The organism is Candidatus Cloacimonas sp. (assembly GCA_035403355.1).
Classification (GTDB): Bacteria; Cloacimonadota; Cloacimonadia; order Cloacimonadales; family Cloacimonadaceae; genus Cloacimonas.
In genome coordinates, this window is sequence record DAONFA010000004.1 from 12,715 (window position 1) to 34,602 (window position 21,888).

The window sequence follows — 21,888 nt, forward strand, 5'->3', positions numbered from 1 at the left end:
TTAACGGGAACTGCGTGTCCAGGTATCCGTTCTGCCTAAAGTCGGCACACCGATAAAATAACGGATAGTGATAGTATTATTGTTAACTAATTCTACATTAGCGGAATAGGTCTTTCCGCTATTGGGTTCATAGAATTTGCCGGATTTGTATTTGGTGCTGCCATCCTGAACAAGTCCGGTTAAAATAACCAAGTCCAGCAAAGGTCGCTCCCGCAGTTTTTCATCAGGATTTTTAATGTCCTTTGGGGGCTTGCCGTTTGTAGTATTGGGTTCTTTCAGCCAAATAATTTTGCCGGCGAATGTGCTGTCTCCGTTTTCATAAATCTCTATTTTCATTGATTTATCACCGGTTAGCCAATAGCCGATTAGGCGGTTGCTATCCTCTTTGCAAAAAAGCAAAGTTGGAAGGCATAAAGCCAGACCCACTCCGAGAATAACATATTTCTTCATTTTAAAGCTCCCTGGCTATAAAATTCCGCATCGCCGGTAAATAAAATCCACATTCCGAAGATAGCGTTCATAAGAAAATATATCCCGAATTTCGCTTTCCGCAAGGGCAGATGTTATTTCCTTATTTGCCAAAACATTATCCAAAAAACTACTATCCGTTTCCCGGGATTTCATTGCTTCCCGCTGCACCAGGGAATAAGCATTTTCCCGGGTTAAACCGCTTTGGACAAGATGCAAAAGCAACGCTTGAGAAAAAACAAGCCCTTTGGTTAGACCCAGGTTTTTTTGCATATTTTCAGGATAAACCACCAGATTTTCTATCAGGGAACAGGTTTTATCCAGCATATAGTGAATCAAAATGCAGGAATCAGGCAAAATAATCCGCTCCACACTGGAATGGGAAATATCGCGTTCATGCCATAAGGCATTATTTTCCATAGCGACTAAAGCATTGGAACGCAAAATTCTTGCTAAGCCGCAAAGCTGTTCACTAACGATAGGATTGCGCTTATGAGGCATCGCAGAAGAACCTTTTTGCCCTTTGGAAAAATTCTCTTCCACTTCCTGCACTTCGGTTCTTTGCAAATGTCTTATTTCCAAGGCAATTTTTTCTATGCCGGAAGCAATTAGAGCTAAAACGGAAAGAAAAAAAGCATAACTATCGCGCTGAACAACTTGCGTGGAGACCTTCGCCGGATGCAAATCCAGATACTTGCATGCCAGTTCTTCAATTTCCGGGCTTAAATGGGCAAAATTACCTACTGCACCGGAAAATTTGCCGACGCTAACTTCTTCTATTGCTTCGTTCAAGCGCTTTATGTTACGCTCAACTTCTGTAAACCAAAGAGCAAACTTTAAGCCGAAAGAAGTGGGTTCTGCATGAATTCCGTGCGAACGACCCATACAGATAGTATTTTTATACTGCCTGGCTTTCAGTTTCAGAATTTCCGCCAAGCGACTTAATTCCGTTAAAATAAGCTCCCCGCTGCTTTTTAATTGCATGCCGGTGGCGGTATCTAAAACATCGGAAGAAGTCATCCCAAAATGCAGCCAACGGGATGCAGAACCGATATTTTCCCCTACATTGGTTAAAAAAGCGATAACATCGTGTTTTGTTATTAGTTCCAGTTCGTCAATGCGGTTGCTGTCAAAATCGGCTTTAGCATTAATTGCTTCCCAATCCTCTTGAGGAATAATACCTTTTTCAAACATTGCTCTGGCAGCGGCAAGTTCTACTTCCAGCCAGCATTCATAGCGGTTTTCCAAAGTCCAGATTCTTTCCATTTCGGGTTTACTGTAGCGCGGAATCATTTTTGCCCCTCTTTTTTATATTGCAGAAAATCCTTCAGCAGCGATTCCAGATTTAAATTATTCAGTTCTTTTAAGGCATTTTCCGAGAAGGGCAGTTCCGCTTTCGGCAAAGGTCTTATTTGAGGTTGAATGTATTCAATTTTATCAAAGCTTAGGCGCAGAGAAATATTATCCTGGCTTTTAATAAGCAATTCTGAAAGGTCTCCCTTGCTGCTGTATAATGCTTTCAGTTCAGTTGCGGATAGGGAATCCGAAACATTATCCAAAAGGTAATCCTTATTGAAATTGATGGTAACTCCTTTCAGCTGCAGCTTCTTATCTTTAATAATTCTTTCTCCGTAAACAGAAACCAGAGAATCGGCATTGGCAGATAAACTTAAACTCTCTTCCGGTATGGCAGAAGAGAAATCCAAAAGCTCAAGCATCGGTAGAAACGGGGATTTTACGGCAACATAATTGCCAATGTAGATTGTTAGTAAGGGCTCTGCCGCCGAACCTAAAAGCCCGCCATCTATAAGATCAAAGCGGATTTCACTGCCCCTTTTGGCAGCGCTGAACATTTTACGGATAGCCAAACCTTTATAAGAGACCTCTGCTATCCCTTGGCTATCAAAATTTTCCCACTTTTTAAGCTGTTGCCGCAGTTTTTCTTCTTCGCTTTTACCCTTGGGTGCTGCACACGCAGAAATGATAATGGCAGTGATAATTAGAACAGCTATTAATGCTTTCTTCATTATAAACCTCAATAATATTATCGTTCAAAACCGGATGGAAAGCAAATTAAAGATGAGGATTGGGTGTCTTTTTGGGGTGAGTATTGAGTTTGTAAAAACCCCAGATAGCTGCAATAATCATAATTAAACTGAGGAACTGACCAATACTCATAAAACCGAAAATATAACCAAAATTGGTATAAAAATCAATATTATCGGGTTCGCGCACAAATTCTATTAAAAACCTGAAAACTCCATATAAACCAATAAAACTCCAGAATACCAGCCCTTCCTTTTTCAGCTTTTTTAGCAGATAAAAGGTAATAAAAAACATTACAATGCCTTCCAGAAACATTTCATAAAGCTGAGTAGGATGGCGAGGTAAATTATCTGCGCCGGGAAAAATCATTCCCCAGGGCAAATTTGTGTGCTTTCCCCATAATTCACCATTGATGAAATTACCTAATCTTCCCAATCCTAAACCTATGGCTACAATAGGAATAGAGACATCAGCAAAGGCATAGAAATTCAATTTGTGCTTATGACAATAGATTAAGGAGGCAATAATTACCCCTAAAGCGCCTCCATGAAAACTCATTCCCCCTTCCCAGACAGCAAAAATCATTAACGGATGAGCAATATAGTAACTCAGATTGTAAAAAAGCACATAGCCCAAACGCCCGCCTAAAACAACACCCAGCATTTCATAGAAAATGATGGATTCATACTCCTCTTTTTTCAGCTGGATGTTTCTCTTCTTTAAGAAGGGCTTATACAAAATGAAGGCAAGAATAAAACTAAGCACATAAAAAAAACCATACCAGCGAATATGCAGATTTAACCCTCCAATGCTAAAACTAACAATATCAGGGTTTATTTCAGGAAATTTAATCATCTGCGGGTTAATTCCGATAAACGCTGCACGATAAGTTCCACTGCCTCATCGCTGTTGCCTTCAAATTTCTCCACCTGCTTTTCGTGTTGAGGAGAAAATATATTCAAAACCTGCGTTGGCGAACCGTTCAGTCCAGTTTCTTTTTCGTTTAAACCCAAGTCGTCACAATTCCAAACCGTAAGCGGAACTATTTTGGCATTGCGTTTTCCGCGTAAAGAAGGTAACCGGGGAACATTTATTTCCTTTACTACGGAAATTAAAGCAGGAAGCTGCATTGAAACACGGTCAAAACCATCTTCCAGCAAGCGTTCTACTACTGCCTGTTGTTCAGTAAAGGATTCAATTTTACGCACAAAACAGGTCTGCGGAATATTTAAATGAGCTGCAATGCCTGGTCCTACTTGAGCTGTATCTCCATCAATTGCTTGCTGCCCGGTTAAAATCAAAGTATAATCCCCGATTTTTTTAATCGCTGCTGCCAAAGTTAAACTGGTAGCATAAGTATCGGCTCCGGCAAAACGCCTGTCCGATAACAGGATAATATTATCCACTCCTAAGGAAACGGTCTCGCGTAAGGTTGTTTCACACTGATTGGGACCCATACTGATGGCAGTAACGCTGCCTCCATATTTTTCTTTTAAGCGCACCGCTTCTTCCACGGCATAGGCGTCAAAGGGATTTAAAATGCTTTCCACGCCTTCCCGAATGAGAGTATTGGTTTTGGGGTCAATTTTAATTTCGGTGGTATTGGGAACCTGTTTAACACAAACTATAAAGTGCATTTTTCTTTCCTTTAATTGCCATAAAAATCGGTTATGGTTTTACCTATATATTCTTTCTGTTCCTCTGTAAGTTCCGGATAAATAGGCAGAGAAAGAACTTTTTCAGCCATTTCTTCCGCTACAGGCATATCACCTTTTTTGTAACCAAGCGAACTGAAACATTTCTGGAGATGCAAAGGCAGCGGATAATAGATAGCACAACCGATACCCTTTTCTTTTAAGTATGCCATCAGTTCCTCTCTTTTTTCACAAATGAGAGTATATTGATTATAAATGCTGACTGCTTTGGGGTCTATATAGGGAAGGCGCATTCCGGGAACATTTTGCAAGCGTTCATTGTAAAAAGCGGCATTTGCACGCCTGCCTTTACTCCAGGAATCAAGATAATCCAGTTTCACACTTAAAACAGCTGCCTGTAAAGTATCCAAACGACTGTTCAAACCAACCCATTGATGATAGTATTTGGGATTTTCGCCATGCACTCGCAATTGACGCAATTTAGCAGCATAATCATCATTATTGGTTAAACACATTCCGGCATCACCCATTGCCCCTAAATTCTTGGAAGGGAAAAAAGATAAAGTTCCAATATCTCCAAAAGAACAACTCATTTTTCCGTTCCAGGTGCAGCCAATTCCTTGAGCATTATCTTCAATAACATACAAATTATATTTACGAGCAATAGCCATAATGGAATCCATATCGGCACATTGACCGAAAAGATGAACCGGCAATATTGCCCTGGTTTTTTCCGTGATTGCCTTTTCCAGATTGGCAGGATCAAGATTGAAAGTGCGAGGGTTGATATCCACAAAAACAGGCGTGGCATTATTGCGCCAGATAGAAGAAGCAGTGGCAAAAAAACTGAAGGGAGTAGTTATTACTTCATCGCCTTCTCCAATCCCTAAAGCTTTAATGGCTAAAACCAGAGCATCGGTTCCGGAAGCACAACCGATGGCATTTTTTATACCGAGGTAATGTGCCATCTTCTCTTCAAATTCCTTCACTTGGGGACCCATAATATATTGGTGTTCAGCAAAAACCCTATCCAGCGCTTTTCTAATTTCCGGCATCAAAGGTTCGTATTGCGCCTGCAAATCCAGCATTGGAACTTTCATTCTTTCTCCTTTAATTTCTGGTAAAAGTTCTTACCCCGAGGATGATGGTAACAACGGAAGAGGTAAGGGTTACAATATCTTTCACATCTGTCCACATAGACCTGTCTGTTTGAGCAGGAACAAAAATAGTATCACCGGCTCGGATGGCTACATTTTTCCCGGGCTTAACCCAATTACCGCTGTTGGAACGAATTATTCTGCCTTTTCCCGCTTTCCGATTATTGGTATAACCCCCGGCTGCCTGAATATAATAATCCCAGTCCTTTCCTTCCACCCAGGAAATCATCCCGGGGTTTTTCACCTGACCGCTAACCCAAACCATATCAATTTGTTCCGGAACATAAATCCGGTCGCCGTCAAATAAATAAGGATTTGCCTCTTTGCCTTCGCTATTCATCATCTTCAGAGGGTCTATGCTGTATTTTCCTTTCAGTTGCATCAGGTTATTACGCAAATAGGAATATTCCAAGGGAGTCATCTCACTCATACTTCTTTGCATTAACAGTTCCAGATAGGGATCGGGATCGGCATTAACATTTTCGTTGTAATAGACCAATCTTTTAAGATCGCCTCTTTTGGTTAATCCGCCTGCTTGCTGTAATACTTCATACAAAGTAGTATTCGCATCTATAACATATTCTCCGGGGTATTTTATCTGCCCGTAAATCTTAATTCTTTGTCGGGTTCTAATTTCTGAATTGCAGGATATGAGAATGCGGTCATCTGCCTTTAAAAGTATATCAAAAAGAGCAGGATTTGCTTTCAGATCGTAATTCAAAACATCATAATCAATCCTGTTGGCTTGATAGCGATAGAGCTGAACCTTGGATATATCGGCATCAAAAGTAAAGCCAAGAGCCAGGTTAATTATCGTTATCAGCTGGTCGCCTTCCACAAATTCCATTTCCCCGGGTAGATTTATTCCTCCGCCAATGGATATAAAATTTTTGATGGCAGGCACAAAAACAACATCACCATCTTTCAGCAGAGGGTTTTGACTGATATCGCCCAAGCGATAAAACTTCAGCAAATCATAAGTTACCGTTTTACCCGCCCGCGTTATCTGGATATTGCGTAAGCCCCGATTTTTTTCGTAGCGGTCAACATCTTCTATTTCTTTTTCAGGACTGGGAGGACTTAATAATTCAGCAGGTTTGGGAACTTCAACCGGCTTTTCCAGCAAGACCTTCGTTTGTTCCAAAGCCGCAGTTTTATTTAGCAGTAAAAGATCGGATAACCGGTTTAAGGGTGTTATTTGATAAACACCGGGGTTTTCTACATAGCCCGTTAAGCTTACAGAGATAGGAATTGCTTCTTCCTGGGCAGGAATTTCCAGAGCGGAAAGAATTGTTACGCTCAAGAAGATAATCAGCAATAACCTATTTTTCATAGTATTCAATCATCCGGGTAATGATATCGTTCAGCTTCAGTTTTGGTTCCCAACCGATGAAATTATTAATTTTGGTTAAATCCGGTTGCCTGTGCATCATATCTTCAAAGCCCTCTTCAAAAGCATCGGCATAGCTCATATATTCAATGCGGGATTTACTATGGCACATCTCCTTAACCTTTTTTGCCAAATCAGTTATAGAAATGGATTCCGTGGTTCCTACATTGAATATTTCTCCGGCACATTCAGGAGTATTCATCAGTTTGGTAAATGCCTCAATAACATCAGAAACATCAGCAAAACAACGGGTCTGTTCTCCATTACCGTAAATAACCAGGGGCTGGTCTAAAAGAGCTGCTTTAATAAACTTGGGCAAAACCATTCCATATTGTCCTGTCTGCCTGGGACCTACAGTATTAAAACAACGCACTATAACTACCGGCAGTTTCTTTTCCCGATAAAATGCCAGAGCCAAAAATTCATCTATTGCTTTACTTGAACCATAACCCCAACGGCTGATATGAGTTGAGCCCATTAAACGATCATCCATTTCCGAAAAAGGAACCTGTTCACTTTTGCCGTAAATTTCGCTGGTGGAAGCGATTAGTGCCTTGGCTTTATATTTGTTACAAAGCTCCAATACATTGTCCGTTCCCATAATATTCGTTTTCAGAGATAAAAGAGGATTTTCAATAATGTATTTCACCCCTACGGCTGCAGCTAAATGATACACTTGTTCAACTTTGCTGATTAGCATTTCCATAAGTTCACGATTTAGCACACTGCCAATCGTTAAGTGAAAGTTAGGTTTATCTTTAAAGGACTCTATATTTTCCAGACGACCCGTGGAAAGGTTGTCTATCACATAGATTTCATTGCCTTCATTCAATAGCTTTTCCGCTAAGTGGGAACCGATAAATCCAGCTCCGCCTGTAATCAGAATTTTCATAATTTCTCCAGCATCTAAAGTCCTGTCCTAAAACGAATGTAGAACTTTCAGGCATAAGGTTTTCAGCTGGCAATTTTGTCAATGAGAAAGTGAAAATGAATGCTTAACTGACACAATAGGAAAAGAAATAACGAATGGTAAAACTTGACAAAAGAAAACACGCTTGAATATTTGGTTTTATGAGTAACCTTACTGCTGCAAACTACAAGAATGTAAATTACTGCCTGCAGTGCGGACATTTACTGGAGCTGAAAAAGGATAATGAAAATAAGCTCCGTCCTCACTGTCCTGCCTGCAATTGGATTTATTACAAAAATCCTATTCCCGCTGTGGCAATCGTGCTTTTTAACGAAAACAACGAATTGCTGTTAGTAAAACGCCGCCTAAAACCCAAAGCCGGCTTTTGGGCTTTACCAAGCGGTTATATGGAAATTAACCTCACACCTGAAGAAAACGCCTTACAGGAACTGGAAGAAGAAACTGGACTGAAAGGTAAAATTATGCATTCCACAGGTTGGTTTTACGGCACAAGTCCAATCTATGAAAGAGTTCTCAGCATAGGATTCAGGGTTAAAGCTATTGGTGGCAAACTACAAGCCGGAGACGATGCTGCAGAGGCAAAATTCTTTTCCTTAAATAATTTGCCTGTTATTGCTTTTGATGCGCACAGGGAATTTATAGCCAAAGAAACCAAGCTATAAGAAAAGAAGCCAGGAGGGCTGAAGGGTAAGAAAGAACTGCCTTATTTGTAGTAATATAGGGTTTGAGTAATTCCTCTGGCAGATTCGGAAAGGGTGTAATAGCTTTTGTTTTTTGCATCCCAACAGAGAGCTTCTCCTTGTGGCTCTGTAAGATAGGGCATAGTTTTAGCTTCTTTACTAAGGGTAATATTCTTTTGAGCGTCCAGTTTTGTTTTATATTTGAAAATTCCGGTATAGGTCTTCACCAATAGCTGTTTTCCGTTACTACTCAGGTCTGCGGCGGTAACCCAGGTAAGAGGCAAAGAAGTAATTCGTCTGGCGATATTTTTATCCTTGAAATTGAAAGGATAGGCAATGCGATAAAGTCCTACCTGTTCTTCCCTTTTACTGATAATATAAATATCCCCGGTTTCGGGTTCCAGAAAGATGGCTTCTGCATCGCGAGGTCCATCTTCGTAATTTATTTCAATCGTTTTAAATTCGCTGCTCTGCAGAATTTCGTCTTTACCTGTCAGCTGTGGTTCTCTAAGGCGGTAAACATAGACAGAATTATATTTGGCATTATTATCGCCAATATCGGCAATATAGATGTAGCTTATATCACTTAAAGGGTCTTTAGCAACAGCGATATCTTCCCAATCGCGATTTTGCACGCCTTTTAAGCTAAGGGTTGAAAGCAATTGTCCCTCTGTATTCAGAGCATAAATTTCAGCTTTATTACCGGAATCGTTATGACTCCATAGCACCTGTTTGTTTTGGATACCAAAATCTATGCCTGATGCTTCATTCAGGACATCGGTTTGCAGCACAAATTCTTTTGGGGGTCTATGTGCCAAAGCAAAAAGAGCAATAGCAGTTACCAGAATGAGAATAATAATCAGCTTTTTCAGCATTTATACCTCTTATCCATCGTAAGGTTGATGTTTGTGTCAACCCAACGGCAGTTATGTTTTATAAAAAGTGGGGAAGATTTATAAGCCGGATTCTGTTCTTGCGGTTTCCCGAAAGTGATGTTCATCCATCTGAGCTGTTCTTCACAAAACAGCTTTAGCTGCCTACCCGAAAGCGATGCGGGCAACATCATAGCTTTCCTATTTGGCATTGCACCGGATAAGGCATTCCTGGCTATCTTTGTCACCAAAGATACCGGTGGTCTCTTACACCGCCATTTCACCCTTGCCATTTCTGAAAAACAAAAATGGCGGTTTATTTCTGTGGAGCTTGCTCTGCATTACTGCAGCTTCCCGTTAGGAAGTATCCTGCCCTTTGGTGTCCGGACTTTCCTCTGCTTTTTTGGGCAGCGAACATCCAATCTTCCCTAAAGATAATATAATTCAGACCCGCTAAAAAACAAATTGGCAATTCCAATTTCAGCTTAGTTAGAGGTCTCTTCCGAATTATCCTCAAAGCGGTTCATCAAAATCCGTCCGCAATTTTCGCAGTAGATAATTTTGCGGCGCAACTGCAGTTCAATTCTCATTTGCTGACGAATCACAAAACCGCAGACACCACAGGAACCATTACGATTGTAAGCAACTGCCTGATTGTTTTTATGCTTAATCATATTTCCATAGTGTTTAACGATTTGCACGGGTAAAGTTCTTGCCAGCTCATTTCTTTGAGTGCGAACTTCTTCAATTTTAGATTCCAGAGAAGCGATTTGTTCTCGTAAATCCTTTTCTTTTTCTTTTTTAAGTTTTTCCGCTTTTTCCAGTTCCGTTTTAGCAATAGCGATTCTTTCTTTTACTTCATTTTCCTGTTCCATCAATTCCAGAAGTGTAGATTCCTGGTCTGAAATTTTGTCTTTAATATAGGCAATTTCGCTGTTTAGTGCCTTATATTCTTTATTGTTTTTAATTTCCGCCAGCTGGTTGCCATATTTTTTACTTTGTTCTTGCATCTGTCTGATGTCCATTTCTATCGTGCGTTGTTGTTTATTTATTTCTGCTCTTTCTGTTTCCACTGCAAGAAGGTTGGCAGTTGCCTGTTCCACGCTTTCTATAATCTCGTTAAGTTGTTTGGGTAATTCCTTTTGCAAAACCCGATAGCGGCCAATTTCATCATCCAGGGTTTGCATTTTAGCTAAAGTTTTCAGTTGTTCTTCCATCGTTTACTCCTTAAATAACAAACTGATATCCAGTGACTTATAAGAATGAGTGAGGGCTCCGGAAGAGATAAATTGCACTCCCGTTTCGGCATAAGCACGAATATTTTCTTCATTAATGCCTCCCGAGACCTCAAATTCCAGAATGTCTTTATATTTCTTTACTGCTTTACGAATCTGTTCCGGAGTCATATTATCCAGCATAACTCTATCCACTTTCGCTTTGGCAGCTTCATCAACTTCTTTTAAATTAGTAACTTCCACCTCAATTTTATAGCTGGTATTATGTTTTCTAATCCTGTTTACTGCTTCGGTAATTGAACCGCAGGCGCGAATATGATTTTCTTTCAGCAGCACCATATCAAATAGACCAAAACGATGATTGTAGCCACCTCCAATGCGCACTGCATATTTTTCCAGAGACCGTAAAAGGGGAGTTGTTTTTCTGGTATCCAAAAGTTTTACTCCCGTTCCTTCAATCAGAGAAACAAATTCTGCCGTCTTAGTGGCAATTCCGGAAAGCCGTTGCATAAAGTTTAAAGCAGTTCTTTCCCCTTGTAAAATGGAAGCAGGACGACCTTCCAGACGCATAATTTCTTCCTGCGGTTTCACTTTGTCCCCGTCTTTACTGTATAAAGTAGTTTTCAGCTCGGAATCTACCATCCGAAAAACGAGGCGAGCAATATCCACCCCTGCTAAAACACCTTCCGCTTTAGAAATAATATAAGCAACGCTAACTTGCGGTTCCAAATCAAGATAGCGGGTAGTTATATCTCCTGTGCCTATGTCCTCTTCCAGACCTCTACGAATCAATTCATCAATAAACATTCAACCTCCGAAGCAAAAAAAAAGCATTTGCGGTTTGCAAATGCTTTTTTATGATTATTTATTTCATTTCCGTTTAATTCGTCTATCTGCTTATTTGGATAACACATATATAATTTCCTCTTTCTTCTAAAACCTATATTCTTGCAACCTGCTAACTGTCAAGAAAAAATATCGTAACCGCCGGGAGTTTTGACTTACAATTTTCACCTGCCTTCAATGAAACTACATTCCATACATTTTTACGCTTACAACCGCTTTACTACCGGTCTCCAAACCGAAAAATTGTGAGTTAAAACAGAATTATCGCCCCTTCCAACCCAACAATCAATCACCCAATATCCACACAGTATAGAACAACAACCCCAGCAAGCGATAAAAAACTATCCCCAGCAATTATTTTTTTCCATCCCATGATATTTGTTTATCAATTCCTGTTTTTTTGCGTTATGCGGCTGATGAGATTCCCGTATCGTTCCCATATCGCGATACGAGAACGATACGGGAGTCATATTGGAATGTTACCGGAAAAATTTCGGGGTTGGCCAGGAGGTCAACCCTCCGGAAAAAAAGCTTAAAAGGGGGTTGACCAGGAGGTCAACCCTCCGGAATAAAAGCTTAAAAGGGGGTTGACCAGGAGGTCAACCCTCCGGATTTTTCCTCACTACCCTATACTAACTGTAATAAAAATGGAGGAATCGGAGGAAATATCAGCTTGCTTGATATTTTTGCCTTGACGAAATTCTGGCTTATAGATTGTTTACCTTCTAAAGAAATTTTAGGGGGCCTATAGCTCAGCTGGTAGAGCTACCGGCTCATAACCGGTTGGTCGGGGGTTCGAATCCCTCTGGGCCCACCATTTTTCTCCCGTTTCTTTAGCTAAAGACAGAAAAGAGGTAGTTAAAAAAATGAAAATCCAAATGCTGGTTATCTGCTTATTGCTGATAACTATACCCCTTACTGCCACAAAATATGCGGGAGAAATTTTTGCTCTTAGCCCCGGAGTTCTCTCTTCTGCAATGGGTGCTACAGGGCTCACTTATGAAAACAATTTTTCTGCCGGTTGGTGGAATCCTGCTTTGTTATCCATTATTCCTGAAAATGGAATGGAGCTTATGCGTTGTGAGCATTTTGAAGGTTTGATGGCACAAAATCAACTGAGTATAATTCTCGGTTCCAATACTAAGACCTCTTTCACCCTCAATCATTTAGCTATAGATAAAATAAAATTAACCAAACTGGAAAACCCGAATGACAGTTTAAGTAACGAAAACCGCCCTATTGTTTGGAAAACCGTTAGCAATCAGGATTTCATTCTTTCTGCCGGTATTGCCAGAAAGGTTGGCAAAACATTGTCTTTAGGAATTTCACCTAAACTGGCATACAGAACTTTGGCTGAAAATAGCGGTTATGCTTTTGGTGCTGACCTGGGTATGCTTTGGCAGATAAGTAATAAGGCACGCTTAGGGATGAATCTGAGAGATTTTTTCAGCACTCAAGTTCTTTGGGAAGGGGGAGAATATGAAACGGTTATTCCCAATCTGGATTTGGAATTAGGTTATAATTTTACTCCCATAAAGAAGATTCCGGTGCATCTTGCCTGGCGCAGTGAAATTTTGCTGGAAAACAGGGAGGCAACTGTTGAAGCCGGTGATTTGAGTGCTGATTTTCACGCTGGAATTGCAGTTCAGCCAATATCTAATTTACGCTTGCTTGCCGGCTATGATGTAGATTGCTTCACTGCTGGAATTGCCGTTTCCTATAAGTGTTTGGGCTTAAATTATGCCTTTCGTAACGGTTCGGAGGATGATTTGGGCTATTCGCAAAGGGTTTCCGCTTCCTACCAATGGTAAAAAAATCAATAGCTCTTTTAGGAGCAACCGGTTCCATTGGAATGTCCACTTTGGCAGTGGTGGAAGAACAAAAAAATCCTGTTGTTTTAGCTTCGGCACATAAAAATTACACTTCTTTGTTGCATTCGGCTTATCGGTATCATATTCCTACGCTTTTTTTCACCGGAATTGAGGATAAGGCGCTGCAGGCAAAGCTGAAAAGTGAAAATCCCACAATAAAAATCTATTTTGGCGAAACGGAACTACTGAAAGCACTTGAAGAAGAAAATTATGATCTTGCCCTGAATGCTATTGCCGGTTCTGCCGGATTGCGTTATAGTTATGCCATTTTGCAGCGTAACAAATACTTGGCATTGGCAAATAAAGAATCCCTCGTTATGGGGGGTCACATATTAACCAAAATGCTTTCCAACAAGCCAATTTTGCCTGTGGACAGTGAACTTAGTGCTCTGTCTCAGGCAATTGGAAAACACCCTGCAGGCAAAATCCGCTTTTTGCATTTAACCGCTTCCGGAGGTATTTTCCGCAACCTGCCTTTGGAAGAATTCAACAATATAACACCGGCACAAGCGCTACAAAATCCAAACTGGACTATGGGCGCAAAAGTTACTCTGGATTCAGCTACAATGTTCAATAAAGCATTGGAAACAATGGAAACGCATTGGTTGTTCAAACAACCTTATTCCAAAATTAAAGCGGTAATCCATCCCCAATCCATAATCCATTCCCTGGTGGAATTTGTTGATGGCTCTTTTTTAGCTCAGATGAGTAAGCCGGATATGAAGTTACCTATTTTATATGCAATTTCCAGGCGTAAAAGAGTTAAATCGCAACTTGTTAAAACGGATTTACTTTCCCTGCCACCTTTAACTTTTAGAGAAATTGAGCCCAAACGCTATCCCTTATATTATTTGGGTTTGGAAGCAGCCCAGGCAGAAGGAATTTATCCCACTGTAATCAATGCAGCAGTAGAAGCTGTCTCCTATCTCTTTCTGCAAAATAAAATAACCTATTTGCAAATGACGGATTTGGTAAAAAAAGCTTTAGACGAACAGGAACCTATCCCGAACCCCGATCTGGATACTATTCTGCACATCAATACTCAGACCTGCCAAAAAGTTCTGCAGTATGTAAAATAGGAAAGCAAGCAACCGGCAACAAACAGAGCAGATAAACAAAAGTTGGGGGTTACTGCACGGGTATAATTCTTTCTACCACAGGTGCCAGGTTAAAAGCAATCCTTAAAATTCCGTTGATATAGCTTATTTTGGGTGTCTCTTTATCAATACTCAAGTCCGGGAAAAATATTTTACGGTCAAACTTGCCGGTTTCAATCTCCATATTATAGTAACAAACGGTCATATTGGAATTGGGGAAACTGCGGGTTCCGCTTATCCTGAGATATTCAGGAGAAATAGAAACACTTATCTCATCCTTTTCCACTCCTGCCAATTCGGCGATTACAATCCATTCTGTGTCTGTTTGAAAGACATCGCATTTGGGATGCCAAACATCGTCTATGGCGTCTTCAATGGCTAAGGGGCTATTAGTTAAAGAAGAGACCTCTCCCAGCAATTTAAGCATTTCTCTTTGAATTCCAACAATGTTGGAAAAAATTCTTTCGCGCATAGTAAAACTCCGTTTAGGTTTAATACTCGCTGCGTTCTCTGAAAGTCCACACCAATTCCTGATCGCGAGCAATATCAATGCTGAAAGTAACTTTATCGTTTTTATCCTGGATGTATTTATAGTCCGCATCTATAATGCGGGTATTAGGAGAAAGCTGGTGAGTTACTTTAATGGTCTTTTTATCCGCAGAATTATTCTTTAAGGTAATCTGGATAAGGCGTTCCGTGATAGATTTGGTAACTTGTGTTTGTTCTTTTAAACGAGTGGAGGCAACCAGGTCAAAAGCAGTTCCGGTGTTGATGGAGATTTCTTCATTTTTGGAAGTATGTTCTATGCTGTCTTCGCCGATAAATTCCAGATTGCCGTCGCTATCTTGTTTATAAACCTTGATAATACCTTTGGGAAGTGGCATTCCGGCACCGTTTTCCTTAGTATTTTTGAATTTTATCATACTTTTTACTCCGTCACCATAAATGGGATATTCGTACTCGGAGTATGCCTTAATGTTTGTTGGAGGATACAATTCCAGCTGTTTGGTTTGATTATTGGCAAAGGAGACCTTCTGGTCTAAAGTATATAAATGGAAATCGTGAAAGGCCTTTTCTTCAAAGGTGGGAGCTGTCTGTTCTTTTGCCATTGAGGCGTCGTAAGCAATCCGACCGCCCCGGATATTATTATAATAAGCATTATAAACCCGATTTACATCTCCGGCTATCAGCTTTAAATTTACATCGCTAAATGCTCTGCCGGAAGTATTATTGATAGTTACCCAGGAATTGAAAAGTAATGATTTTTCGTCCCAAACGGTATTATAAGTTACATTCCAACTGAAACCACCGGTTAAATAAGTCATTTGCACCGGATATTTTGCTTTTTTAGGAGCAATGATACTCCAATGTAAAGTCGGTTTAGTGTAAAAATTCTCCGGTAGTTCAGCCAGTTGCAGCCACTGGATTTCGTCTTCGGAAATTACTAATAAACGGTCAGTTCCTTTTTCAATGATGCCAATGCTGCCGTCCTGATAAAACTTGAGAATACCGTTTAATTTGGATTGGTCGGTGGTAATAGCTAACACTTCCCGGTCTATATACTTAGCCATAATCTGCCACTTTCCGGCTAAATCATATTCATAATTCTGTTCGGCAACACGAATTCCACCACCGGTAACAATTACTGAAGCCGGTTCAAGACGGCTGGTAATATCACTATAGTTGATTTCCTGGCGTCCATCATTCAGCTCCAGTTCAAAACGGGAACGAACTAAAGAAAGATCATCGTTGTAGATGGTTAACCAGTCCTCTGCCATTAAAGGCAACAAGAACAACATTAAGGTTATCAGTATGAGGATGTTTTTCATTCTATCTCCTTATAAAATTTGAATCCTACTTTACAAGCTAATTATTTCGGACTTTATGTCAAGGATTATATCGTTATTTTTTATCCTCTATGCCCGTTGCAGGTTTTACTTATCCACCTTTTCACTTCTCCCTTTAACCTGCCCACCCGAAGAAATAGATTGACAGAAATAGAAATAATGATTAGGGAGTTTTAATTATATAAGGAGATAATAATGACCGCAGTATTAGTTTTAGGAGCTATGTGGGGAGATGAAGGAAAGGCAAAAATAGTAGATTACCTTGCTTCTGATGCAGATTTTGTAGTTCGTTTTCAAGGTGGCAGCAATGCTGGTCATACAATCGTAACCAATAATAATAAATATGTATTGCATACAATCCCTTCGGGAATTTTATATCCTGAAACCAAATGTCTTATCGGAGCCGGGGTGTTAATTGACCCGGCGGCAGTTATTGCAGAAATTAAACAACTGGAAAAAGCCGGCATCAGTTTTAAAAACCGTTTGGTTATTGACTTTCGGGCAGGTGTAGTATTACCTATCCACAAACAAATAGAACTGAAAAATGAAACCAGAGGTCGCGGGGTTAAAATTGGCACTACCCAAAAAGGAATTGGTCCTGCATACAGTGATCTCACTGCCAGATATGGTATTAGAATGGCTGACATTGCAAACACCAATAGTTTAAAATCCAATATTAAGAATTTGTATAGCTATCATCATATTGGCATTACTAAACTGGCTCTGGATGCACAGGTGGAAGAATTACTGGACTACTGGAAATTCTTGAAAAAATATGTTGGCGATGTAGAAGCTATGCTGCATAAAATTGCTTCCCAACCGGGAAAAAATATCCTTTTTGAAGGGGCACAGGGAACTTTGCTGGATTTAACTTTCGGCACCTATCCTTATGTTACTTCTTCCCGGGTGATGACAGATGCAGTAGGTATTGGAACCGGCTTTTCAGCCAGGAAACTGGATACAGTAATTGGCGTTTATAAAGCTTATACTACAAGGGTAGGAATTGGTCCTTTCCCATCCGAATTTTTTGATGACACGGCAGATTACATTCGGAAAACGGGAAATGAATATGGTTCCACAACTGGAAGGCCAAGAAGAATTGGCTGGTTTGATGCTGTGGCAGGAAGATATTCAGCTCGCATAAATGCTTTGGATAATGCAGTGCTCACTTGTCTGGATGTGCTTACAGGGATAGAACAACTGAAAATTTGCACAGGTTATCAATACCAAGGGAAAATTCACCGTTCAATGGATTTGAATAATACCCAGATGCTCCTTTGTAAACCTGTTTATGAAACATTATCAGGTTGGGACGCTGATATCAGTAACTGTAAAGAGGTGCAGAAATTACCTTTGGAGGCACGGTTATATACTGAAGCCATAGAGAACTATCTGCATACCCCGATTTCTCTTATTTCGGTTGGCAGAGATAGAGAACAAACTATAAAAGTTAAGGCAAAAAAGAGGTAAAAAAGATGTTTCACCGCTATCTCTTGATTATTGTATCGTGCCTTTTAGCCGGTATTTTATTTGCCCAGGCAGATACTTTATCACTTCCTCTTCCGCAATTCAGCAATCCTTTTTATGATTCGTTCAGCCGCAATTATATAGGAACGACAGCTGCCGGAAGAGGTTATACGGGTGTTTCCTTTCGGGGAGATATTGATAATGCGCTTCTAAACCCTGCATCCGTTGTACCGGATTCCTCACAAGTATTTGTTGAATTGAATATTAAGCCCTCTCTGGAGGCATACGGCTATCCCCTGTATGCCAATTACACTTCTTCCATTCCCATTGGTCTAATGGGTGTTAGCATTCCTGTGGACGATAAATTTACCTTCGGAATGCTCTATAATGTCCCCAAATCCATCACGCTGGAGGATTTCTCCTTTTTTATCAATCAGGGAGCAGATATTATTCAACGGTTTCCTACCTATTCTCTTCATCAGGCAACAGCTCTGATTGCTTTACATTCCGGACCTCTGCATTTGGGTTTGGATTTGCACAATCAGCTCCACTATATAGATGACCCTATCTATTTGCGAACTTATGAACGCATCAGGAAATCAAAATACTGTTTGCGTCTTCAACCCGGAATTATCTATCAGCTTGGTCCTGCCAATATCGGTTTCAGTATGATGCCCGAAACCAAATTTAACTGGAATTTGAAATATGCCAATTACGATTTTCTAATGCCTCTCTGGCTGACGGGTGGAATTGGAATTAATAAATCGGACTATACTTTTGCAGCTGAAGCTGAATGGGAACAAACCAGCGAAATTTGTGATGATTTTGACGACCACTATACCCTTAAAGCCGGCTTTGAAAAAATAAAAGGCAAAACTACTTACCGTTTGGGCTATCTCTTTTCTTCCAATGTTTACAGCGGAATGATTCATTTGGGGCAAAATACTGTTAATCCTGATACCATTAATGCCTGGAATTCTGTTCCAACGGCAGTTTTTATTGAAGATAACGCACAACATTCTGTAACCGCGGGCTTAAGTTACAGGCATAAAAACGGCACTTTGAATTTTGCCTTGATGCAGGTTATTATGGGCGATGTAAAGAAAACCCAGATAAACCTCTCCCTCAGTTTATACCTAAGCAGCATCTTCCGTAATAAGGAATACCCTCTCAATGAATAGACCGGTAGTAGAAATCCGCAAAATTGACAGTTACGATTTGCCGGTAATAGAAGAAGCTGTTGCCGATTTCTTCTTAAAGATAAAAAGCCAAAAAATAACACGCTGTAAAAGAGTATTAATTAAACCAAATGCCTTGGGAGCTTATTCTCCCGAAAGAGCCGTAACTACCCATCCCATTGTTTTAGAAGCAATTATCCGCTATTTTCAGGACAGGAATAAAGAAATCTGGTTTGGCGATAGTCCTGGCGGTTCTATGGGCTTTGAAACTGTCTGGCAGACCTGCGGATTTGCCGCTCTGGCGGAAAAATATCACCTTAAGGTTATAAACTTCTCCACTGCGGGCTTTAAGGAACTAAACTATAAGGGTCTGCCCATAAAGGTTAGTGAGGCACTCTTTCAATGTGGGCTCGTTATCAATGTAGGTAAATATAAGACCCATCAATTGACTGCTTTCACCGGAGCCCTAAAAAACCTTTTCGGCTTTGTGCCGGGATTGGTGAAAAGCGAATACCACCGTTTGTATCCTGATACCAATAGTTTCGCCAATATGCTTGTTTCTTTGTATGCCTTAATTGGTAACCGGATAACTTATAGCATTATAGACGGCATTACAGGTATGGACGGAACAGGACCTTCAGCTGGCAAGCCACATCATTTCGGGCTTCTTTTCGGTTCTCCTTCAATTCCTGCCTTAGATTATACTGCAGCCCGCATTATGGGTTTTCAGCTGAAAGATGTTCCCTATTTAAGTCCCGCTTTAGTTATGGATGGCATAATCCCTTCCCGGATAGAGATTCCTACTTCGTTTCGTAATTATAGAATTCCTGATGCCGATATCAAAAGCGTAAAAATAACCCAGAAGGCGCTTAAATATGTTCCGGATATAGCTCGTAAAGCATTTCGCAAGGTGTATTATTTCTATCCCGAGGTTAGTGAACGCTGCCGGCGCTGCGGAATTTGCGTAAAAAGTTGTCCGGTAAAAGCAATTTCCCGCCAGGGTGAAGATATTCCTGTTATCCATAAAGAACGGTGTATTAAATGCCTGTGCTGTCACGAACTCTGTCCCTATCAGGCAATAGACATCAAAAAGTCATTACTGGCAAGGTTAGGTGTGTGATGAAATCCAAATCTAAAAAGCTCAGTCCTTTTCTGCGATTTTCCTTTTGGGCAATAATAGCGCTTTTGCTTATCTGGATTTTGTTTTTAGCCAATAGCAGCTTTCTGAAAACCTGGAAATTGAAAAACAGGGTGGAACAACTGGAGAAAGAAACCACAATTCTCAAAGCTCAAAATGACAGCTTAGCACAAGAAAATGAACGCTTAAAAACAGACCCCGAAGCAGCTGAAAAAGCAGCACGAGAAAACTTTGGGCTTACTAAACCAGATGAAACCGTTTTCCGTTTTGTTCCGGCAAAAGATGATGCAACAACCAAATAACCAAACTCATATTTACAGTATATCGCTGTTCACAAGTGTAGAACAGGATTTACGAAATAAGCTGAAGGAAGCAGTCCACCGCTTAAGTTCAGCGGATATTGATTCCCGCTTGAAAATAATAGAAAAGATAGTGGATATGGTTATTCCTGCCTGTTCCGGTAATTTGGATAATCCCCTTTTCTGCGAATTTTCCGGCTTGATTATAGAGTATTTGCTGGATTTCCTGCTGCTGCCGAAGCCGGAAAAGGAAAGCGATTTTTATATCTTTCTCAGTTTTCTCAGTCATTTTCCCGTTACCCAAGATTCCCCTTATTATCCTTACATTCATAAACTGATGAATGAACAACAAGATAACGGCAGCGAAAGGGAAAATCTTTTCAACCGTCTGCAGCTGTTATATCTTATAACTGAAAACGGTGATTTTGCCAATGCGGAAGAGTTGCTGGAAGAACTGGAACCATTTATAAACAGCAATTGCCTGGAATTATGGTCTCTGCTGCAGCTTTCCAAAATCAATATCTTCTTCCATCAGAATAAACCCGCAGAGCTTTTAGAGACGCAGCTGAATCTGATTTTGGATACTTTTCAACGGGATAGCAATGATAGCGCCGTTAATTTTATTATCCGTTGGCTGATTACTACCAAGTGGCATAAACAAAACATCATCAAAAAGACCTTGCTGCTACGGATTTATAACTCTTTAGCCGAACAGAAATCATTGAATAGTGCAATGGTATTGTATGAACTATTTTCCTTGGAAGAGCGCTTGGTGCCCGCCGCAGAAAAGATAGAATATCAACGCATTTTAATTAAATATCCGGCTGCAGTATTGAACATTCAACAACTGCATACCCTGTATTTTTTTGCCGGATACTATAATTGCGGTGTTCTTTCCAACTTTAAGGATTCCATTCAGGATTACCAGTATTCCAATTACTTTTTGCATAAAAGCTGGGATTCTTTACTCAATCTTTCCCATTTTATGCGAGAGCATCTTGATCCTTCTCATTATTTCAAAGCTATCCCCTATTTGGAAGTCCGCATCAAAGAACTCAGCAATCAGGCATCGCTGCAAAATAATGCTTACATTGAAAGCTTACAGGCAAATTTCTATAAAATTGAAGAACTCTATGAGAAAGTAGGAGAACTGTCTTTAACAGACAGTTTAACCGGTTTACGCAACAGACGCTATCTGGAAGGCAATCTCTTTCAAATGGTTGTTTTGGCTGCCCGACACAATGTTCCTGTCTGTTTCAGTATGATTGATATTGATTTCTTCAAGCTCGTGAATGATAACTACGGTCATTTGGCAGGGGACTATGTTTTAAAAGAGCTGGCTCGGATTCTCACTTCCGAATTTCGTAAAAGCGATGTTATTGTGCGTTATGGGGGTGACGAATTTTTAGTTGTTCTCTTTGATGCCGATCAGAAACTCAGCTCTTCCCTGATGGAAGAATTGCGCAAAAAAATTGAGACCTCTTCTTTCACCTATCAAAATCAAATTATCACTTTTACCATCAGCATCGGTATTGCCTGTGACTTTCATCCTTCCAGTCAAACTAAAAACCTGGCAAAATGTATTGCCCGTGCCGACGAGGCATGTTATGTAGCCAAAACTACAGGACGCAATAAAGTTGAGCTTTATCAATCCAAAAGCAAAGTTCCGGAAAATAACTGTTAGAGAATAGCAATAATTTCTCTCTTGACA

The 21,888-nt window shown here is 40.3% G+C and carries 21 protein-coding genes, 1 tRNA gene and 1 other RNA gene; 9 read left to right on the top strand and 14 right to left on the bottom strand.

The features are described 5' to 3' along the window. From PLE33_02120 to PLE33_02155, 8 genes are read right to left on the bottom strand one after another with little or no spacing between them, the layout of a single operon-like run. Positions 1-450 (bottom strand): DUF2147 domain-containing protein, encoded by a 450-nt coding sequence (locus tag PLE33_02120; protein ID HPS60042.1) that lies wholly within the window; start codon positions 448-450, stop codon positions 1-3. Positions 451-465: 15 nt separating this feature from the next. Next, a complete protein-coding gene (gene purB / locus PLE33_02125) occupies positions 466-1,761 on the bottom strand; it encodes an adenylosuccinate lyase (GenBank protein HPS60043.1) in 1,296 nt (431 codons plus the stop codon). Continuing rightward, on the bottom strand, positions 1,758-2,495 hold the full coding sequence (locus tag PLE33_02130) for a hypothetical protein (GenBank protein HPS60044.1): 738 nt from the start codon (positions 2,493-2,495) through the stop codon (positions 1,758-1,760). Before PLE33_02130 ends, purB begins: the two co-directional genes overlap by 4 nt. A 46-nt stretch (positions 2,496-2,541) precedes the next feature. After that, positions 2,542-3,369 (bottom strand): prolipoprotein diacylglyceryl transferase, encoded by an 828-nt coding sequence (lgt, locus tag PLE33_02135; protein ID HPS60045.1) that lies wholly within the window; start codon positions 3,367-3,369, stop codon positions 2,542-2,544. Then, positions 3,366-4,151, bottom strand: a complete 786-nt coding sequence (locus tag PLE33_02140; protein HPS60046.1) for an electron transfer flavoprotein subunit beta/FixA family protein — start codon at positions 4,149-4,151, stop codon at positions 3,366-3,368. The genes lgt and PLE33_02140 overlap by 4 nt, the downstream gene beginning before the upstream one ends. Positions 4,152-4,162: 11 nt before the next feature. Next, on the bottom strand, positions 4,163-5,269 hold the full coding sequence (locus PLE33_02145; GenBank protein HPS60047.1) for a DegT/DnrJ/EryC1/StrS family aminotransferase: 1,107 nt from the start codon (positions 5,267-5,269) through the stop codon (positions 4,163-4,165). 10 nt (positions 5,270-5,279) lie between these two features. After that, positions 5,280-6,659 (bottom strand): SLBB domain-containing protein, encoded by a 1,380-nt coding sequence (locus PLE33_02150; protein HPS60048.1) that lies wholly within the window; start codon positions 6,657-6,659, stop codon positions 5,280-5,282. Continuing rightward, a complete protein-coding gene (locus tag PLE33_02155) occupies positions 6,649-7,608 on the bottom strand; it encodes a GDP-mannose 4,6-dehydratase (GenBank protein ID HPS60049.1) in 960 nt (319 codons plus the stop codon). Before PLE33_02155 ends, PLE33_02150 begins: the two co-directional genes overlap by 11 nt. A gap of 179 nt (positions 7,609-7,787) precedes the next feature. On the opposite strand from PLE33_02155, the gene PLE33_02160 reads away from it, so the two are divergent. Then, the gene (locus PLE33_02160) at positions 7,788-8,309 is read left to right on the top strand and encodes an NUDIX hydrolase (protein ID HPS60050.1); all 522 of its coding nucleotides are present in this window, start codon (positions 7,788-7,790) and stop codon (positions 8,307-8,309) included. A gap of 41 nt (positions 8,310-8,350) precedes the next feature. Here PLE33_02160 and PLE33_02165 read toward each other — a convergent pair whose 3' ends face one another. The 4 genes from PLE33_02165 to nadC form a co-directional block, all read right to left on the bottom strand. Then, a complete protein-coding gene (locus PLE33_02165; GenBank protein HPS60051.1) occupies positions 8,351-9,202 on the bottom strand; it encodes a hypothetical protein in 852 nt (283 codons plus the stop codon). Positions 9,203-9,267: 65 nt separating this feature from the next. Further along, positions 9,268-9,629: RNase P RNA component class A (gene rnpB, locus PLE33_02170), an RNA gene on the bottom strand. A gap of 55 nt (positions 9,630-9,684) precedes the next feature. Next, positions 9,685-10,416 carry a C4-type zinc ribbon domain-containing protein gene (locus PLE33_02175; GenBank protein ID HPS60052.1) on the bottom strand — a complete coding sequence of 244 codons (732 nt, stop codon included), beginning with the start codon at positions 10,414-10,416 and terminating at the stop codon, positions 9,685-9,687. A gap of 3 nt (positions 10,417-10,419) precedes the next feature. Then, on the bottom strand, positions 10,420-11,241 hold the full coding sequence (nadC, locus tag PLE33_02180; protein ID HPS60053.1) for a carboxylating nicotinate-nucleotide diphosphorylase: 822 nt from the start codon (positions 11,239-11,241) through the stop codon (positions 10,420-10,422). Positions 11,242-12,021: 780 nt separating this feature from the next. Between nadC and PLE33_02185 the strand changes: the two genes are divergently transcribed. The 3 genes from PLE33_02185 to dxr all read left to right on the top strand — a co-directional run bounded on the left by PLE33_02185 (position 12,022) and on the right by dxr (position 14,230). Next, positions 12,022-12,097, top strand: a tRNA-Ile gene (locus tag PLE33_02185). Between the two features lie 49 nt (positions 12,098-12,146). Further along, positions 12,147-13,091: a hypothetical protein gene (locus PLE33_02190; protein HPS60054.1), complete on the top strand. Its 945-nt coding sequence runs from the start codon at positions 12,147-12,149 to the stop codon at positions 13,089-13,091. Further along, entirely contained in the window at positions 13,085-14,230 is a 1,146-nt protein-coding gene (gene dxr / locus PLE33_02195; GenBank protein ID HPS60055.1) for a 1-deoxy-D-xylulose-5-phosphate reductoisomerase, read from the top strand. The genes PLE33_02190 and dxr overlap by 7 nt, the downstream gene beginning before the upstream one ends. A gap of 49 nt (positions 14,231-14,279) precedes the next feature. Here dxr and PLE33_02200 read toward each other — a convergent pair whose 3' ends face one another. Further along, the gene (locus PLE33_02200) at positions 14,280-14,720 is read right to left on the bottom strand and encodes an Hsp20/alpha crystallin family protein (protein ID HPS60056.1); all 441 of its coding nucleotides are present in this window, start codon (positions 14,718-14,720) and stop codon (positions 14,280-14,282) included. A 19-nt stretch (positions 14,721-14,739) separates the two neighbouring features. Beyond that, entirely contained in the window at positions 14,740-16,077 is a 1,338-nt protein-coding gene (locus PLE33_02205; protein HPS60057.1) for a DUF4139 domain-containing protein, read from the bottom strand. Positions 16,078-16,290: 213 nt separating this feature from the next. Between PLE33_02205 and PLE33_02210 the strand changes: the two genes are divergently transcribed. From PLE33_02210 to PLE33_02230, 5 genes are read left to right on the top strand one after another with little or no spacing between them, the layout of a single operon-like run. Continuing rightward, positions 16,291-17,565 (top strand): adenylosuccinate synthase, encoded by a 1,275-nt coding sequence (locus tag PLE33_02210; protein ID HPS60058.1) that lies wholly within the window; start codon positions 16,291-16,293, stop codon positions 17,563-17,565. A gap of 5 nt (positions 17,566-17,570) precedes the next feature. Beyond that, the gene (locus PLE33_02215; GenBank protein ID HPS60059.1) at positions 17,571-18,743 is read left to right on the top strand and encodes a hypothetical protein; all 1,173 of its coding nucleotides are present in this window, start codon (positions 17,571-17,573) and stop codon (positions 18,741-18,743) included. Further along, on the top strand, positions 18,736-19,860 hold the full coding sequence (locus tag PLE33_02220; protein ID HPS60060.1) for a DUF362 domain-containing protein: 1,125 nt from the start codon (positions 18,736-18,738) through the stop codon (positions 19,858-19,860). The genes PLE33_02215 and PLE33_02220 overlap by 8 nt, the downstream gene beginning before the upstream one ends. After that, positions 19,860-20,180: a septum formation initiator family protein gene (locus PLE33_02225; GenBank protein ID HPS60061.1), complete on the top strand. Its 321-nt coding sequence runs from the start codon at positions 19,860-19,862 to the stop codon at positions 20,178-20,180. The genes PLE33_02220 and PLE33_02225 overlap by 1 nt, the downstream gene beginning before the upstream one ends. Then, a complete protein-coding gene (locus PLE33_02230; GenBank protein HPS60062.1) occupies positions 20,161-21,861 on the top strand; it encodes a GGDEF domain-containing protein in 1,701 nt (566 codons plus the stop codon). The genes PLE33_02225 and PLE33_02230 overlap by 20 nt, the downstream gene beginning before the upstream one ends. Positions 21,862-21,888: the final 27 nt, after the last annotated feature.